Consider the following 15,757-nt stretch of genomic DNA (forward strand, 5'->3'; position numbering starts at 1 on the left):
TTATCACCTATGTCTCATTACAACCAGAGTTATGTCATCGTGAATCTTCTGCGACCCAATATAAGTCATGAGGTTGTCCAGAATGCCGTTCATCACATCCTGGGCACTGCCGCCATAAAGATCACGGGCCGATTCACAAAGCCGTTCAATCCCATACAATTCGCCCTGCCGGTTTTCGGCTTCGGTGACCCCGTCCGTATGCAGGATGATCATGTCGCCGCTTCCAAACGTGACGTCTCTGGTATCGACAAACTCGGAAATATCTGAATCGATCCCGACCGGAAGCCCGAGGTCGACAGTTTCGATCCGCTCAACCTCTCCGCCTTGTCTGACAACAATCAGATCCTCGTGTTGGCCGGAGAGCGTCAATCGCTCCCCGTCATAGTCGAGAAAGGCAAGGGTCAAGTGTTTGTCGGTTTTCGTGCGCTCGATATTCTTGTAGATGGTGCGGTTGAGGTCGTTCAGGAATTTCGCGGGATCGGTCTCTCCGGCCTCCTGCAAGGCACGCGCCACGGACTGAACCATCAGCATGAGCACGCCGCTTTCAAGGCCGTGACCGGTAACGTCCCCTATTCCGATCTTGAGCCTTTTTCCGTCTTGCAGGATATCGTAATAGTCGCCGCCGACCTCATCGGCTGGACGCATGAAAGCGGCGATCTCAAGCTGTTCGATCGCCGCCAGCTCGTTTTGGCGCGGCAAGACCATGAGCTGTATCCTTTGGGCGACAGCCAACTCGGCACCGAGGCGAACGTTCTCGCTCTTCAATTGCGTGTTCAGTACCGAGATTTCCTCTTTCGCCTCGGCAATTTCCTTTGTTCGTTCCTCCACCATCGTTTCGAGGTTTTCGGTGTGGAAGCTTATGTCCTCCGCCATGCGGTTGAATGCAACGCCGGCCTCGCCGACCTCGTCGCGCGACGCGATATCGACCCTTACCGAATAGTCTTTTGCTTGGATACGCCGCGCGGCGCTGGCGAGCGCGCTGATGCCGCTGGTGATGCGCTTCGAAACCGCAAATACCGCCGCAGTGACAATCATCAACGATATGCAGATCGCAAGGATCTGATAGAGAAGAATGCGGTTTGTCGCACGCGATATTTCGTCCTGTGCGGCAAACAGAGAGGCATAGATTTCCCGTTCCGGCACGACGATCCCGAGCGACATCGCTTCCTTTTGAACAGGCCCGGAAACCCAAAGGTTCGTAGGCGCGATCTGCTTGACGACAACCAGGTAGGGGATCTTCTCGCCCTGCTCGTCTAGCGAAATATGCTGAATCACGCCGTCACGGTCCAAGGGGAGCGTTGCCAGCGCCTTCTGCGTGCTGTTGCGGAATGAGCGATCAAGGCCGGTCACGCCCTTGTCGCCGGTGTCGCTGGAGGCCCGCAAGCCAATGATCTTCTCGCCTTCATGGTTGATGGCAACCACATTGCCATTCGACATCGTCAGGAAGCCGAAGCCGGTGTCGGCAACCTTCACGCTCTCGACGATGCCGGCCAGTTGATCCAGCGTGATGTCGGCTCCGGCGATACCGGCAACGTCCCGGCGGTCAGGTGACCAGAGAGGATTGAAGAAGCTGACGATCAGCTTGCCCGTAATCGCGTCGGTATAGGGAGCAGTCTGCGTGATATCGTCCGCGACGGGGCGCGTGCCCGGCTGACGAGCCCACTGCTGCCAGGATTCGTATAGGCCCGGAAAGAAAAAATCCCAGAAATTGGCCTCGTTGTGCCCCGGATAGAGGCGGTCAAAGGTCTGCGCCTGAGTGGTGTAAGGCACAGTCCTGAAGATCGGCCGTTCCTTGGGCCCGATATAATACATCTGCAGCTTGGAATAGCCGTTCTTCAGCAGGTTCGGCGCAACGAGATCGACAACCGTGCTGGTCTCGATGTCCTTTTCCACTGCAGGCAGCGGCTGATGATTTTGGTCGAGCAAATAGCCCCAAACGCTGATCACCGAGGTCGAACCCGGAAGATTTTGGGCCCAATGACCTTTTGGATCATAGACAAGCTTTATGGCGCCAGGTTCGGACCGCGCCAGCGCCTCGCCGATCGCGTCATTTCGGTTGGGATGATCAATCTGCGCCTGAAGAACGCCGGCGAGTGTTTTGACGTCCGAATGCACCTGATTGAGAAGCAGCCCGACGCGGGCAGCCGTCGAGTCCGCATAGGACTGGATATAGTCCTGGCTCGCCCGTTCAAGACCCTGGCCCACTTCGGATGTGGCGTCGCGGGACAATCGCTGCACGTTCCACAGCGCCAATCCGCCGCTGACAAGAAGGTCAAAAAGGACGGCACCTCCCACGACGAGGACAAATTTCGCTCGAAACGACCAGATGCTGGGAATGGCAAATGGACCGATTTTCCTGTTCATAGCGGCTTCCGCCCGGAGGCCGCCCATATGGGCCAGCCGGCATAACCTTTCGGATGAAGGGCAGCGAAGATGTGATCCTGGAAGCCCTGGCGGAAACGCTTGATGAATTCCGATGTGTCGCCCCGGCGAACAGACATCTCGCCGGCATAGACGTTCTCCCAGGCGGCGATCACATCCGCAAAGTCTTGTGGATCGCCATCGAGGTTGCTGACCATGAAGCTTTCCATCTCGATGGCCTCGAAGCCCGCATCCCGCAGGAGCCGGCGGCTTTTGGGCCCCATTTCGACATCCATGTCGAAATGGCTGAACAGCGTCGCCACTTCGTTATAGGTCCATTGTATGCTTGCCGCCCGTGGCTCACCAAGACAGTGGGAATTCTTTTCATTCGTTATGTAAACACGCCCGCCGGGCTTGCAGATGCGGTAGAGTTCCCTGAGCAGGACATCGGGCCGATTGAAGATTTGCAGCGAATGGCGACAGGTCACCAGGTCAAACTGATTGTCTTCGAGCAGCATCTCAGATGCGTCGCCGTAGGTATATTCGATATCGCGGATATCGAAATCGGCAGCGACCCTGCGTGCATAGTCAAGACTGACGGCAGAATGATCGAGCGCCACGATTCTCGCCGGCTTGAACTCCTTATGGACCAATACGGCGAAATCACCGATCCCACAGCAAATGTCCGCCATCGCAATGCCGGCGCGCATGCCGTGGCGCGGCAAAATCTCGCGTTCATGACGCCAGGTCATTTTCGTCTGGGTCCGCAGGATGGGAATGAAGCTCTGGTCTTCGACGAAAGTCTGTCCCGGATAAAAGGCGGCGTCATACGCCTCGACGGCGATTTTCGGTTCGATGGCGCTCAGATGATGGAATGTCCTGGTCGCCCAGCCAACGACACTGGACGTCACCACAACGAAACGAAGGTCTCGCCGTGCGCGGCTGGCATTGACCAAAAGGCGCGCCAAGGCGTGATAGGCCGTCGCATTCATATGAATGAGACGTTTAACATTGATGTAGAACACGCCTCTGACTTGATTGATGCTCTTTTCGAGCAGGGCAGTCGTCTCGGCGATTTCGATGGGCGACAACGGCCGCAGGATGCCTGAGAGCGAAAACTCCTGACTGTTCAGGTCGAACTGAGCTGAAAACAGCGGAACCGGTTCGTGCGAGCTCAATTCAGTAATCCCTCCACCGGAATGTCTAATATCACCGTGAGAGCCCGGCCATCCACCTCCCGCAGCGAGAGCGACGCGTCGTAGTTGATCGCCAAGCCAAGCAGGATGATGTCTTCCTGAACTGAGTTTTCGTCGGCAAGCGCGTCGAGGTAACTTTCCAGCGCGCCGCTTCCCGAAGCCTTGGCAGATGCATCACGGTACAGATGCCGTTGCTCGGGAGTACATGGGAAGGTCAAGGCGATCCGCTCCAGGTGATCCCCTCGGGAAATATCGCAGTGAAGCCGCCCGGGAACACTGCCTGAGCGGAAGGAGATCTCAAAAAGCTCGTTCAGCGCGGATGAAAGGAGATTGGCATGCCGGACCGGATCGCTTCGATCATGACTCACCATGCGCGCAACGTAATTCGACATCTGATTGCAATGGAGCCAATCCGACATGAAAACTTCCATTTCCATTTCCAACTCCAGCATGGGGCGAAATGGTAAAGCGGTGCGGTTCGTGCTCTGCTCGCTCAAGGCCGATCCCCCTGAATTGCCAAATATTCGCGACGATCCGAGGGGCCAGTCTGACAGGTCCCCCGAGCTCCCACTGTCTATTTTTCGTGGTGCCACCCCGCCGTGTCGTTGCGCCGGAGAAAGTCTAGGACCGAAGAGGCGGGCAGAGGCTCGCCAAGAAAATATCCCTGCAAACGATCGCAACCAGCGGCGATGAGCCAAGTGACTTGAGCTTGATCTTCCACGCCCTCGGCGGTGACCTTCATTCCCAGCCCATGCGCCAGCGCAACGATAAAGCGGACGATCGTCTGGCTCTTGGGGTCGCTCGTCAGATCCCTAATGAAATATTTGTCGATCTTGATGGAGTCGAAGGGGAAATTCTTCAAATAGCTTAGAGAAGAATATTCCGTGCCAAAGTCGTCGAGCGAGATCTGAATACCGAGGACATTGAGGGTATTCAACGTATCGAGATTGTTGATCGTACGCTCGAGCAAAACACCTTCGGTGATTTCGAGCTCAAGGCGTTCAGCCGGAAATCCGATCGTGTCGAGCGTCTGCGATACCCGGTCGGTGAAGCCTCCGGTCAAAAACTCTGCGGGCGACAGATTGACCGCGACCGTACAGTGTGACGGCCAACTCATTGCCTGCCGGCAGGCTTCCTCCAACACCCACTGACCGATTTCCGGCATCATTCCATCGGCCTCTGCCACTGGTATGAACGCCGACGGTGGGATGGCACCCATGATCGGATGCTGCCATCGCAACAAGGCCTCGAAGCCGACGACAGACCCCGAAGAATCCACCAACGGCTGGTATTCGATAAAAAATTCGCCGTGCTGAAGCGCGACACGCAGGCTCCGTCGTAACAACTCTCTCTGTTCCAAAACCATCATCATGGCTGGCTCGAACGTTCGAGCGCGTCCCCTTCCCTCACTTTTCGCAGCGTATAGGGCGATGTCGGCGGCGCGCATCAGTTGATCTTCCTCATTGCCATCGCGAGGGGCAAGCGCTACGCCGATACTTGCGCCTGAAAACACCGCGATGCCATTCACCAGGAATGGCCTTTTAAAGGCGCTTACCAGCGAATCCGCCAACCGCTCCGCCTCTGCCGGCTGGTCATCCCGGAGCTGAATAATGGCAAATTCATCGCCTGCCAGCCGGTAGGCCGTTTCATCCGGTCCCAGAACGTTGCGGATGCGCTCGGCGGTTTGCTGCAAGACGATATCACCTGCAGCGTGACCCAGAGTATCGTTAATCGGCTTGAACTCGTCGAGATCCAACTGCATCAGCGCGATAGCTGTTTTTCCGTCCGATAAGGCATCGCGCAGTCGCGCGCCGAACTGTCGCCGGTTCGGTAGATCGGTCAGGGCATCGTGATTGGCTTCATGCAGCAGAAGCGCCCTGTCTACGTCTTCGGGCGACGGATTCCGCTGAAGCGAGTTCCTCGTCTCAATAACCGCGAGACCATTGGTCGGCCGAAATAGAATGAGATCTGATAGCGCTTCGCCGGCTCTTTGGACCTGCACATTCCGCGGCCATCCAATATTACTCGTCTGTTCCGCGAATATATTCATGCCCGGATCCTGCAGCTCCGGGTATATCCCAAACAGCGTGGCATGAGAGGTCTTGTCGTCGCCGTAGAAACTCCTGAACCTCTCGGACGACATTATGAGATTGAAATCGCTATCATAAAACGAAAAAAGCACTTCATGTGCGCTACCTGTCGGCAGAGGTATGTCGGACTTAAAAACGCTACTGGCTGCCATTCCGGTCTCCGTCTTACCTGGGAACTTTCCGGCTTCGTAATCGCTTTCAATTTCCTCTCGTCTTAGGACTTAACGGACCGACAACCCGGATACTCGCCATACGGCAAGGATCAAATGTATATTTCGAATATTCTGCATAAATAATTTAATAAATAACGAACCCCAGCTGCTGCACTTGCTCGATTTCGAATGACAATCCGCATCGCGAGCAACGCCACACTGATAGCAATTCGCAAATTCTCATTTACATTATGCTAATGAAATCAGTGCTGTCAAACGTTCAACCCCCGTTTGCGAAATACACGCAAAACAGGCTCTGGTTACGCAATTACTTTGATTGACTGCTTCCGCCTTCGCTCGGCGAAATGGGGACTCGCTGTTCGCAGCGACCCCTTCGGAGTATGGGCTACATATCTATAGCCCATCACCCAACATCGAGCGCCTAAGCTACGCGCTCGAAACGCGTACGAATATGTTCAATATAGTGCTGGCCAGGAGAGGAGGCCTCTACCATGGCCAAAGCAGCCTCTTCCGGAACGCCCGCAAAATGCCGCTCCTCGCCGTTCTTGAAACGAATATAAAGACGGCCATCGTCAGGATGGAAAAAGACGGATTTGATAATCCGCGATGAAACTGGAAGCTCTTTCATGGTCACCTCGCTTTTGAGGTTGTTGTGCCATCAAAACTACAACATCGAATGAAGTGACCTAGTTAAGAGAATGTAGCGTTTTGCTTAAAAATCTAGCGATTCTAGGCTATTAACACTTCGATACCTGATGGAACGGGCTGGCTGCGCCAGCCCGGCACGATGGCCGTTCGCGCGAAAGAGCAGGCGAGCTATTTGCCCTTTCCGAAGGTGACGAGCAGCTCTTCGATTTGGGCCGCGTTCAAGGTGTTGTGCGGAAGCTGGCGCATCACCATGATGAGTTTTGCGGTTTCCTCCAGCTCCTCGGCAGCGAAGACAGCGCCTTTGAGATCGGGACCGGTGACCACCGGTCCATGATTGGCGAGAAGAACGGCGGCGACCTCGCCCTTCAGCGCCCGGATCATGTCGCCCAAGGCAGGATCGCCCGGCCTCACATAGGAGAGAAGCTTCACTTGGCCGACGCGCATGACGACATAAGGCGTGATCGGCTCGATGCAATTGTCCGAATCGACGTCGGAGAGGCATGACAAAGCCGTGGCGTAGGTCGAATGCAGATGCACGACCGCGCCGGTCCCAGCACGCGTCTCGTAGAAGGCTCGATGCAGGAAGACCTCTTTCGACGGCTTGTCGCCGGAGATATGGACGCCGTTGAGATCCAGTTTCGAAATCCTGGCGGGATCGAGAAATCCCAGGCAGGAATTCGTGGGGGTGATCAGGATCCCATCGTCCACGGCAACGCTGATATTGCCGGCCGATCCGACCGAATAACCGCGTTCGAACAGTGATTTCGAGAGCAGTACCAATTCCTCTCGAATTTTTGCCTCCGTCACGCCAGCCTCCCTTCTTCCGGCAGCTTGCCTTCCATAAGGGCAAGAGCGCGTTCAAAAAAATCCCGCTGTCCGAAATTGCCGGATTTCAGCGCCAAGGCCAGCGGTGCCCTGTTCGTCAACACGGGCACGCCCGGCGCAATCTCCGGCCCGATCGTCAAGGCATCCAGATCAAGCGCCGACACGACGGCACCCGACGTCTCGCCGCCGGCAACAACCAAACGTCTGATACCGCGACTGACGAGCTGCCGGGCAACTGCCGCAAACAGATTATCCAGATGTCCGGCAACGGTCTCCCGGCCGTAACGTTCCTGCAGAGCCGCGACCTTCTCCGGTGTGTCGGAGGAGTAGACGAGCGGCGCCTCCCCGACATGCGCAAGCACGAAATCGGTTACCGCATGAACATCGAGCGCGCCGTCCATCACCGCTTCCACCGCGATCGGCATCACCGGATGATATTCGGCGTGGTAGGCAACCTGCTGCAGCGTCGCCTGCGAGCAACTGCCTGCGAGAATAGCCTCCGGTCCTGTAATGCCTTCAAAAGCGCCGCCCGCCGGTTTTGCCAATCTGTCGGCGGCGAAGTTCTTTGCCAGCCCAAGGGCAATGCCCGAACCGCCGGTCAGCAAAGGTACTCCCGCAGCCGCCTCGCCGATCTCCAAAAGGTCCTCATCCGAGATCGCGTCAACGACGACAAGGACTTCGCCTTGACGGGAACCCTCTTCGAGAGCGTTGCGAATAGCGTCGCCGCCGTTGCGCACGACGCGCCAGGGAACAAAGCCGACCGGCTCTCGGCATTGAAGCCGCAGCCACCGTCGCAGGTCACTGTCCGTCATCGGATTCAACGGGTGGGTGCGCAGGCTGGACTCGTTGAGCGGGACGTCGCCCACAAAGAGATTTCCTTGATAAAGCGTCCGACCCGCGCCCGGAAAGGCCGGACAAACGATGACACCCCTCGCTCCAAGAGCGGATGCCAGCGCCTCCCCCACCGGGCCGATATTGCCTTTCGGGGTCGAATCAAAGGTGGAGCAATACTTGAACACGATCTGCTGGCACCCCTGCTCCCGGAGCCACGACAAGGCCCGCAGCGACTGCGCCACGGCCTCCGCGGCCGGTATCGAGCGCGTTTTCAATGCCACGACCCCGGCTTCGCAATCGGCCGGCGCAGGCTTGTCGGGAATGCCCAGGAACTGGGTTGTCGCGAGCCCTGCGACTGCGCCGTACCCTTTGGCTATGGTGTTCGCTATGTCGCTCGCGCCGGTGAAGTCGTCGGCAATCACGCCCAGGAGCATTTAAATTCCTCCGATAATTCCACGCGCCGCCCCGCGCGGCGGGAAGATAGCCCGACTTGTCACCGCTGTTGAGAGGCCAAAGCAGCAAAAATAATGTCGAACCGAGCGGCTCCAGTGGAAAACCTATCAGCGTCAAAGGAAGCCGCCGGCATTCTGCTGGATGAATTGTCCGGCTTTTGAATCGCGTCCACCTTAAAAAATTTCTGACCTCGCACCGATGATTTCCGCCCACTCGCGCTGTCCTAATCAATGGGCGCGCCTGGATGGTCCGGCGGCCCGGACAGAGAGGTGATCCATGGGATCGTTACAAGGTCAGAATGTCGTTGTGGTAGGCGGAAGCCGGGGTGTCGGCCGCTCGATCGCAGAAGCCGCCCTGAGCGAGGGAGCGACGGTGTTGACAGTCGCGCGGGGGGAACTCGCCCTGGCGCATTTTGCCGGGGAGAATCCGGGCGTGAAGACACTCGCGGTCGACGCGACCGCGGACTCTGCACCCAAAGAAGTCTTCGCCGCGCTGGGGCCGGATGTACTGGTGATCTGCGCAGGCGCTATCCCTCCGGCTGCGCCCGTGCATGAACTAAGCTGGCAGGCGTTCTCCGCAAACTGGGAAACGGACGTCAAAGCGTCGTTCCTATTTTGCAGGGCTGCTCTGCGGGGTCCACTCAAGCCGGGAACGCGGATTATCCTGATCTCCAGTGGCGCGGCCTTGAGCGGAGGCCCGCCGTTTTGCGGCGGCTATGCCGGTGCAAAACGCATGCAGATGTTCCTGGCGAACTACTGTCAAAAGGAATCGGATCGGCTTGGACTCGGCCTGCATTTCATGGACCTCGCGCCTATGCGGATCATGCCCGACACCGGCGTCGGCAAGGCCGGCGTTGACGGCTTTGCGGCCTATTCCGGCATCAAGCCTGCGGACTTCATCGCCGGCATGACCGACATGCAAACGCCGGCCGATGTTGGAAGGGCGGTGGTCGCGCTCGTCACGGGGAAATCGCAAGTCGGCTCCTTCGCGGTGAGTGGAAGCGGACTTGCGCCGGCCGCCTGAGGCGCGCGTAATACAAACCGGTCTCAGAATGAGGAAAGCCGCATGACAGACGCTCACGCACCTCGCGAGCCGGAACGCCAGCAAAGCCAGCCGGTCCTCGATCGACTGGCCTTCGAGCAGTTCACGAAAACCCATCGCCGCGAGATCAAGCTGCACTGTTATCGCATGATCGGCTCACTGCATGAAGCGGACGACCTCGTCCAGGATACGCTTCTTCGCGCCTGGCGAGCGAGGTCGGAGTTCGATGGGCGAGGTTCGGTTCGCGGCTGGCTCTACGCGATCGCGACCAACACTTGCCTCAACGCCCTTAAGGCGAGGTCGAGGACAGATCGGATTCTGCAAGAGCCTGGACAACCGCCCTCTCATGGTCGAGCCACGGGCGGGCCGATAGCCGAGGTCACCTGGCTGGAGCCTTATCCCGACGCGGAGCTTCCTGACCTCGTTGATGGCGATCCCGGTCCGGAAGCACGGTATGAGACCCGCGAGGCCGTGCAGCTCGCCTTCGTCGCCGCCATCCAGATTCTGCCGCCCAGGCAACGGGCCTCCTTGCTGCTTTCGGACGTTCTGGGCTGGTCGGCTGCCGAAACGGCGCAATTGCTGGGCGGGTCGATCGCTTCGATCAACAGCGCATTGCAGCGGGCGCGCGCAACGTTGGTGGCGCGATATCCTCAGGGACGTCCCGAGTACCGATCGCAACCGAACCCCGAAGAAGGCCTGCTGCTTGAACGCTACATGCGGGCCTGGCAAGCCGCCAATCTCGATGGCTTCATCGAGCTTTTGCGGGAAGATGCCACCTATCACATGCCGCCCTGGCGGGAATGGTATCAGGGACGCGAAGCGATCCGCGGTTTCTTCGAGACTGTCTGGGCCAATTTCGGCGGCTTCCGCGCGGTGGCAATCGGAGCAAATTCCCAGCCGGCGGTCGCGGTTTATGCCCGCAGCCACCATGACCCTGCGTGGCAAGCCCATTCCCTGCATGTGATTGAGCCCGGCGAAGGTGGAATTGCCTCTCTCACGGTCTATGTGCCGCCACTTGGCTCCAAATTGTTTTCGGCCTTCGGCCTGCCGCCAGCTTAGCTGTTCGGCGGCCATATATCGTTGCATCTGACTCGAGGATGTGATGCGCGAGATCGAGGGTGCAGACCGCGGCGATGTGGGCTGTCATTTCATTTAGAAATAACTTATGAACATAAGCTTCGTGGCTGCGTTCCTGCATGAGGAGGAATGTCCGATGAAGAATATCGAAAACCGACAGGTCAAACGGCCAGGCCCCCGCGAGCTGGACGTCGAAAAGCATTGCAAGAAACACGGTGTCGACGCCGCCGAAACCAAGAAGCTGGTCAGGCTCTTGGGTCGGCACGCTCCGCTTCACGAACTACATGCCAATGCACCACCGAAACAACCACGGTGGCGGTAACTTTTGCGAACTGCCAGCGATACACAGCCGTCTGTGATCAGAGTTCAAAGATCAGTCCTGGCACTTTCGCCCGTGCCCGGCTTTTGCGCCCAAGAGAACCGGATGCACGAACATCATCCGAGGTGTATAATCGCGCATGGACAGGCAACTCGTAGAACAGCACCTGAAATTAGCAAAGCAGCACGTGGCTCAAGGCCGCAGACATATCATTCGGCAAAAACAAATCATCTTCGAACTCGCGCGAGACCAACACGATACCTCGCAAGCCCGCCGGCTCCTGTCTACCTTTGAGGAACTGCAACTGATGCATGTCGCCGAGCGGAATCGTCTCCAAAAGGAGTTGGAGTGGATGAGGCCGTAGGCAACAGCGGGTTGACGGAGCGCCATGAACAGGCCGAAGAGCGAGGCGGGGTAAGGCGCCTCCATCTTGCAAAGGCTTAGTCCGTTACCCATCTAATGTCGTGAGCGCCGCAAGGCTGCGCGTATTTTTATCGCGTCGGAGCACGTGTTTCGCCGGAAGTACAGCGAGAGCATTGTCAGCGGCTCTAATGCCCACTGCCCGTTTGCGTGATGGGCATTCCCACTATTCCTTATCGTTTACGCCGGCCGGATGGTCGGCAGAGGATTTCTATTGAACAAACCAAACATCGCTGCCGCGCCCGCGGCGGTGAAGCCGCGCGAGCGCGATGAGGCCGTAAGGCGGCCTGACAAGAACTGGAAGCCGTATCCCTGCCTTCTCACACGCCGAGAACTGCAGGAGTTGGTCGCAAAACAACTCGGCTGACCGGCAACCATTTTGCCAATCACAACAAAAAAGGAGAACAGAATGCAAGTTCTAGTTAGAGACAATAATGTCGAGCAGGCAATCAGGGCGCTGAAAAGAAAGATGCAGCGCGAAGGGCTGTTTCGGGAGCTGAAGCAGCGGCGAGCTTACGAGAAGCCCTCCGAACGCCGCATTCGGGAAAAAGCGCAGGCCGTCAGCAGATATCGCAAAGCCGCCCGAAAGAAGATGCAGCGAGAGGGCCTTCTCGCCGCTCCCAAACGAAGATCATCGGCACGATAGACAGACACCGCCGGAGCCGCCCTTCAATGAGGCGGCCCACCGTTGAAGGAAGGAAGGGTTGAATGATGGACGAATTGTATAGCGTGACCGTTTCCGAAGAACGGCTTGAGGATTGCCGCGACGTCATCGAGCCCGACTTGCAGGATCTGATCGAACGAACGATCGGCTCCGGCTTCTCCCGTGAGGAGGTGCTGATCGCGATCAGCGAATTGGCGGCCGAGGATTTTGCCGTGGCCGCGAAGATTCCGAGCGTTCACTAAGGCTCAGTGCCACAGGAAACGTCGGATCTTCTTTAGATCCTGGATGAAGGCTAGTCGGCTCCTATCCTTCTCATCCGGTTCCCGGATCCTTAGAAGAGCCGAGGGATGGATGGTGACGAGAACATCCAACTGCCCGGGAGGATGCAGGATGCTGCCGCGGTCGCGCATCACCCGCACCTTCGACCCCAGCAGGGAGGACACGGCCGTCGCACCGAGCGCCACGACCAGCTTCGGCTTCAACAGTTCAAGTTCGGCGCTCAGCCGGGGTGCGCCGAGCGTCGTCGCATCCGCGTGGTCGCGCTCGAGAGAAGCACCAGTATCGGACAAGCGATGTCTGTCGAGCATGGAGTTTACCGCGAATTGAGAGAGCACCCGTGCTCAACTAATCGCCGGATGCATCGTTCCGCGTCGTTTCGATCAGAGCCATCGAGGAACTCTGGCTCCTGCATGTCAAGCTGAAGCGCCGCTCGTTTCAATGGTTTTGCTGAGGCACGGACATCATCCTGCCAACGGGCTGCGGTCAGCCAAGCTCATTCGCCACATACAATCTGCAATAGTTCTTTCAGCGTTGTGGGACCTTGGTCCCAACCAGGTGAGACAAAGGTCCCAACTCACCCCGACTGAAGCCCCAAACCCGGAACTGACGCGGCTCCCAATTGTTTTTCCTAGGCTCCGCTACCCGCGGACGAATAGGAAACTCAAAGGAGAATCTGATGAAAGCGAAAGTACTTAGTATAGCAGCCATCTCCCTTGTCTTGGCGAGCGGCTCTGCTTTTGCACAGTCATCGACCGTTACCGGCGCCGCAGGCGGCGCAGCAACAGGTGCCGTCGTGGGTGGCCCGGTAGGGGCCGCGATCGGCGGTGTTGCGGGCGCCATTGTCGGTACCGCTATCGATCCGCCGCCACGGAGAGTTGTGACTTACGTAGAAGAACAGCCGATCCCCAACGATTCTGTCGTCGTTAGGGAGAGAGTCGTCGTCGGCCGGCCGTTGCCGGAAACGGTCGTGGTTCGAAGGATTCCGGATAATCCGAAATACGCCTACGCGGTGGTCAACCACGAGCGCGTTATCGTTGAGCCTCATTCACGGAAAGTGATCCGGGTGCTCGAGTAATCGAATATTGAAGAGCCCGACCGCTCTCCAATCCCTCCTCCCAAGCAAGACACGAGCCTGGCGCCTCCCCAGCGCCGGGCGCCAAAACGACGAAAGACTGAAGACACGAGCATGTGCGCTCGGATTGGGCGCGCATAACGATGGCAGTTCCGACCCATGCCTGGTCGGTTGCGATCACAACCAGCAACAGCTTCGGCTATTACAACGCGGACTATCACTCCGGATCGACGTATCGCGTCCGAGGCAATGTCCGCCATCATCATCTCCATCACATGAGCAGGACGGTGGAAACAAACACGATCACGGCCGGCTTATCGTGATGCAACAGCGTCCTTGCCGTTGATTGGCATCAGCGCACCAGAAGGAGTTCAAGGTGACTCGCAATCTGTTCTACATACTCTTGGCGTCCGCCGCCCTAAGCCTCTCCCCAGTGGCTCATTCCGTCGCAACTGCGCAAAATTCGCAGGATTCGACCATCCTGCCGAAAGCCAGCACGCCCAAGGGCGGATCCGGTGAGACGCAGAAGCCACAAGGCGGAATCATGGAAAAATCGCCGGGCGCAAACTCGACGACCAAGCAGGGTTCTGGAGAACCCGGATCGTCCGACACCCAGCCAACAGGCAAAACTCCGAGCTCCGACACAACCCAGAAATCCGGAACGAGCACCGACACCCAGAAATCCAACTCCGAGGACACTCAGCAAACGACAACACCAGGTAAGACGCAGACAGATCAGTCCAAGTCCTCGACTGGCAACAACGGCACCAGCGGAACGGCAAAGACCGGCAGCAGCAATTCCCAGACGGACACTACTCAGGAGAATACCGGGAAGAGCTCAACCACCAACATCGCCGTCGAACAGCAAACGCAAGTACGGCAGGTGATCAAGCAAGTTCATACCCAGCCGGTGCAGCAAACGGAAATCAAGACCGTGTCCGTGGGCTCCGACATTCCCCGCTCGATAAGGCTAGAGGTACTTCCATCGCGAATCGTAAAGATCGTGCCGGAATACAAGTCATATCGGTTCTTCGTACTTGATGATGGTCGCATCGTAATCGTGGACCCGAACACGTTCAGGATCATCTTTATCCTGGAGGCCTGACAAGGCCAACAGCATCGAGAGTCATCGAACAGGCCATCAGGACGCGCGATGTCTCTCTCGATGCTTCGACCAGTCTGAATATTGAAGCAATCGCTACGGGCTTATTATGGCCTAAAACCAGACAACCCGTTGCGAATCCGATTTCCGAAATTGGAGGGGCGCGTCTCATGAACCGCATCTGCTACCATTTGATGCGATAATCCACCCGCACATCGCCAGTAGGCGTCAACGTCAGCGGATCGTTGAACGAAGCGCTCAGATTGAGATTGGGCGCGATCGGCTGGTTGAATGCCAGCGTGCTGGAAAAGTCGAGATCCGTCATCGCGCCGCTCGCCGAGATCGACGTTCCGGACCAGGGAAAGATCATCGTCACCCCTTGCGAGGCGGTGACCGAAGCTGGCGCGGCCTGCGTCGTCACATAGCTCATGTTCAGCGAACCCAAGGTCTGCATGTCGATATCTTTCGAGAAGATCCAGCTTTGTGAACGGCCAAGGTACAACGATCCGCTGCCCCTCAGCGTGTCCATCCTCAGTCCCACCTCGCGGCGCGAGTCGCCGGCAAGATTGCGGCGATCGTCGACCGCTTTTCCCCACACCGTGGCGAGTTCGGAACCGCCCAGGATTCTCCCGCCGGGCGCGCCTGCGAGACCGAGATCAGCACCGGCGCTCATCTCCCAGGCCATAGGCAGCCGAAAGCCGATTGTCGTCTGATAGGTCCGCGGGGCAACCTTCGCCGGTGACCAGATCACCAGATCGCTGGCGTCTGCGGTCTGCAGGAGCGCCGTGGTGCATAGGGGAACACAAAGAAAAGTGCGTGTTAAAACAAGTCTCATCGCAAAGCCCAATTGTGCTGATGTCAGCGCCGGCACGCTAGGGCGCTGCATCGACAGCCGAATACAATGCGAAGATCGCATTTCGGCCTCGGATTGGTTTGGTTGATAAGCGCCTATCTAACGGTGCACACCTGCCTTTTAGGCATTTGCACCGCCGCCGCGCGCGACAAAATGCCTGCGCGCATCAAGCAGCTCACGGCCGCAAGAGTTCCATTCAAGGGATGGCTTGTAAACCCTTACGTCCAAGTTTTTTGCTGCGGTGCACATTTGCCGCACCCGTCTCGTCTTGGTGACGAAGGCCGGGGCGCATGGTTCTATTTCTTGTCTTCCGAATATCGTTGAGATCAACATCGGACAGAAAGCCGATC

17 protein-coding genes are annotated in these 15,757 nt (G+C 57.6%); 8 read left to right on the top strand and 9 right to left on the bottom strand.

Annotation, left to right across the window (positions count from 1 at the left end; genetic code table 11):
- Positions 1–3: 3 nt before the first annotated feature.
- The 7 genes from PY649_RS04110 to otnK form a co-directional block, all read right to left on the bottom strand.
- Positions 4–2,364: a SpoIIE family protein phosphatase gene (locus PY649_RS04110; RefSeq protein WP_285866887.1), complete on the bottom strand. Its 2,361-nt coding sequence runs from the start codon at positions 2,362–2,364 to the stop codon at positions 4–6.
- Positions 2,361–3,539, bottom strand: coding sequence for a class I SAM-dependent methyltransferase (locus tag PY649_RS04115; RefSeq protein ID WP_285866889.1), 1,179 nt, complete (start codon positions 3,537–3,539; stop codon positions 2,361–2,363). The genes PY649_RS04110 and PY649_RS04115 overlap by 4 nt, the downstream gene beginning before the upstream one ends.
- The gene (locus PY649_RS04120; protein ID WP_285866890.1) at positions 3,536–4,054 is read right to left on the bottom strand and encodes a ubiquinone biosynthesis methyltransferase UbiE; all 519 of its coding nucleotides are present in this window, start codon (positions 4,052–4,054) and stop codon (positions 3,536–3,538) included. Before PY649_RS04120 ends, PY649_RS04115 begins: the two co-directional genes overlap by 4 nt.
- Before the next feature lie 77 nt (positions 4,055–4,131).
- A complete protein-coding gene (locus PY649_RS04125) occupies positions 4,132–5,799 on the bottom strand; it encodes a putative bifunctional diguanylate cyclase/phosphodiesterase (protein WP_285866891.1) in 1,668 nt (555 codons plus the stop codon).
- Positions 5,800–6,241: 442 nt separating this feature from the next.
- Positions 6,242–6,448 (bottom strand): KTSC domain-containing protein, encoded by a 207-nt coding sequence (locus tag PY649_RS04130; protein WP_285866893.1) that lies wholly within the window; start codon positions 6,446–6,448, stop codon positions 6,242–6,244.
- 188 nt (positions 6,449–6,636) lie between these two features.
- Entirely contained in the window at positions 6,637–7,275 is a 639-nt protein-coding gene (otnC, locus tag PY649_RS04135) for a 3-oxo-tetronate 4-phosphate decarboxylase (RefSeq protein WP_285866894.1), read from the bottom strand.
- Complete coding sequence (gene otnK / locus PY649_RS04140) at positions 7,272–8,561, bottom strand: 3-oxo-tetronate kinase (RefSeq protein ID WP_285866895.1); 1,290 nt, start codon at positions 8,559–8,561, stop codon at positions 7,272–7,274. Before otnK ends, otnC begins: the two co-directional genes overlap by 4 nt.
- A 295-nt stretch (positions 8,562–8,856) precedes the next feature.
- Here otnK and PY649_RS04145 point away from each other — a divergent pair, with 295 nt between their 5' ends.
- The 5 genes from PY649_RS04145 (at position 8,857) to PY649_RS04160 (ending at position 12,343) form a co-directional block, all read left to right on the top strand.
- The gene (locus PY649_RS04145) at positions 8,857–9,603 is read left to right on the top strand and encodes an SDR family oxidoreductase (RefSeq protein ID WP_285866896.1); all 747 of its coding nucleotides are present in this window, start codon (positions 8,857–8,859) and stop codon (positions 9,601–9,603) included.
- Positions 9,604–9,645: 42 nt separating this feature from the next.
- Complete coding sequence (locus tag PY649_RS04150; RefSeq protein WP_285866897.1) at positions 9,646–10,680, top strand: RNA polymerase subunit sigma-70; 1,035 nt, start codon at positions 9,646–9,648, stop codon at positions 10,678–10,680.
- A gap of 154 nt (positions 10,681–10,834) precedes the next feature.
- Positions 10,835–11,020 (top strand): hypothetical protein, encoded by a 186-nt coding sequence (locus PY649_RS35030; RefSeq protein ID WP_349644406.1) that lies wholly within the window; start codon positions 10,835–10,837, stop codon positions 11,018–11,020.
- 826 nt (positions 11,021–11,846) lie between these two features.
- Positions 11,847–12,083 carry a 30S ribosomal protein S21 gene (gene rpsU / locus PY649_RS04155; RefSeq protein ID WP_285866898.1) on the top strand — a complete coding sequence of 79 codons (237 nt, stop codon included), beginning with the start codon at positions 11,847–11,849 and terminating at the stop codon, positions 12,081–12,083.
- Between the two features lie 65 nt (positions 12,084–12,148).
- Positions 12,149–12,343: a hypothetical protein gene (locus PY649_RS04160; RefSeq protein ID WP_285867186.1), complete on the top strand. Its 195-nt coding sequence runs from the start codon at positions 12,149–12,151 to the stop codon at positions 12,341–12,343.
- A gap of 3 nt (positions 12,344–12,346) precedes the next feature.
- Here PY649_RS04160 and PY649_RS04165 read toward each other — a convergent pair whose 3' ends face one another.
- A complete protein-coding gene (locus PY649_RS04165; RefSeq protein ID WP_285866899.1) occupies positions 12,347–12,688 on the bottom strand; it encodes a uracil-DNA glycosylase family protein in 342 nt (113 codons plus the stop codon).
- 368 nt (positions 12,689–13,056) lie between these two features.
- On the opposite strand from PY649_RS04165, the gene PY649_RS04170 reads away from it, so the two are divergent.
- From PY649_RS04170 to PY649_RS04180, 3 genes are all read left to right on the top strand, one after another.
- Positions 13,057–13,455 carry a DUF1236 domain-containing protein gene (locus PY649_RS04170; RefSeq protein WP_285866900.1) on the top strand — a complete coding sequence of 133 codons (399 nt, stop codon included), beginning with the start codon at positions 13,057–13,059 and terminating at the stop codon, positions 13,453–13,455.
- Positions 13,456–13,595: 140 nt separating this feature from the next.
- A complete protein-coding gene (locus PY649_RS04175) occupies positions 13,596–13,775 on the top strand; it encodes a hypothetical protein (RefSeq protein ID WP_285866901.1) in 180 nt (59 codons plus the stop codon).
- A 53-nt stretch (positions 13,776–13,828) separates the two neighbouring features.
- Positions 13,829–14,557 (top strand): DUF1236 domain-containing protein, encoded by a 729-nt coding sequence (locus tag PY649_RS04180; RefSeq protein WP_285866902.1) that lies wholly within the window; start codon positions 13,829–13,831, stop codon positions 14,555–14,557.
- Between the two features lie 181 nt (positions 14,558–14,738).
- On the opposite strand, the gene PY649_RS04185 is transcribed toward PY649_RS04180, so the two are convergent.
- Positions 14,739–15,389 carry a hypothetical protein gene (locus PY649_RS04185; protein ID WP_285866903.1) on the bottom strand — a complete coding sequence of 217 codons (651 nt, stop codon included), beginning with the start codon at positions 15,387–15,389 and terminating at the stop codon, positions 14,739–14,741.
- Positions 15,390–15,757: the final 368 nt, after the last annotated feature.

Source organism: Rhizobium mayense (assembly GCF_030272705.1).
Lineage (GTDB): Bacteria > Pseudomonadota > Alphaproteobacteria > Rhizobiales > Rhizobiaceae > Rhizobium > Rhizobium mayense.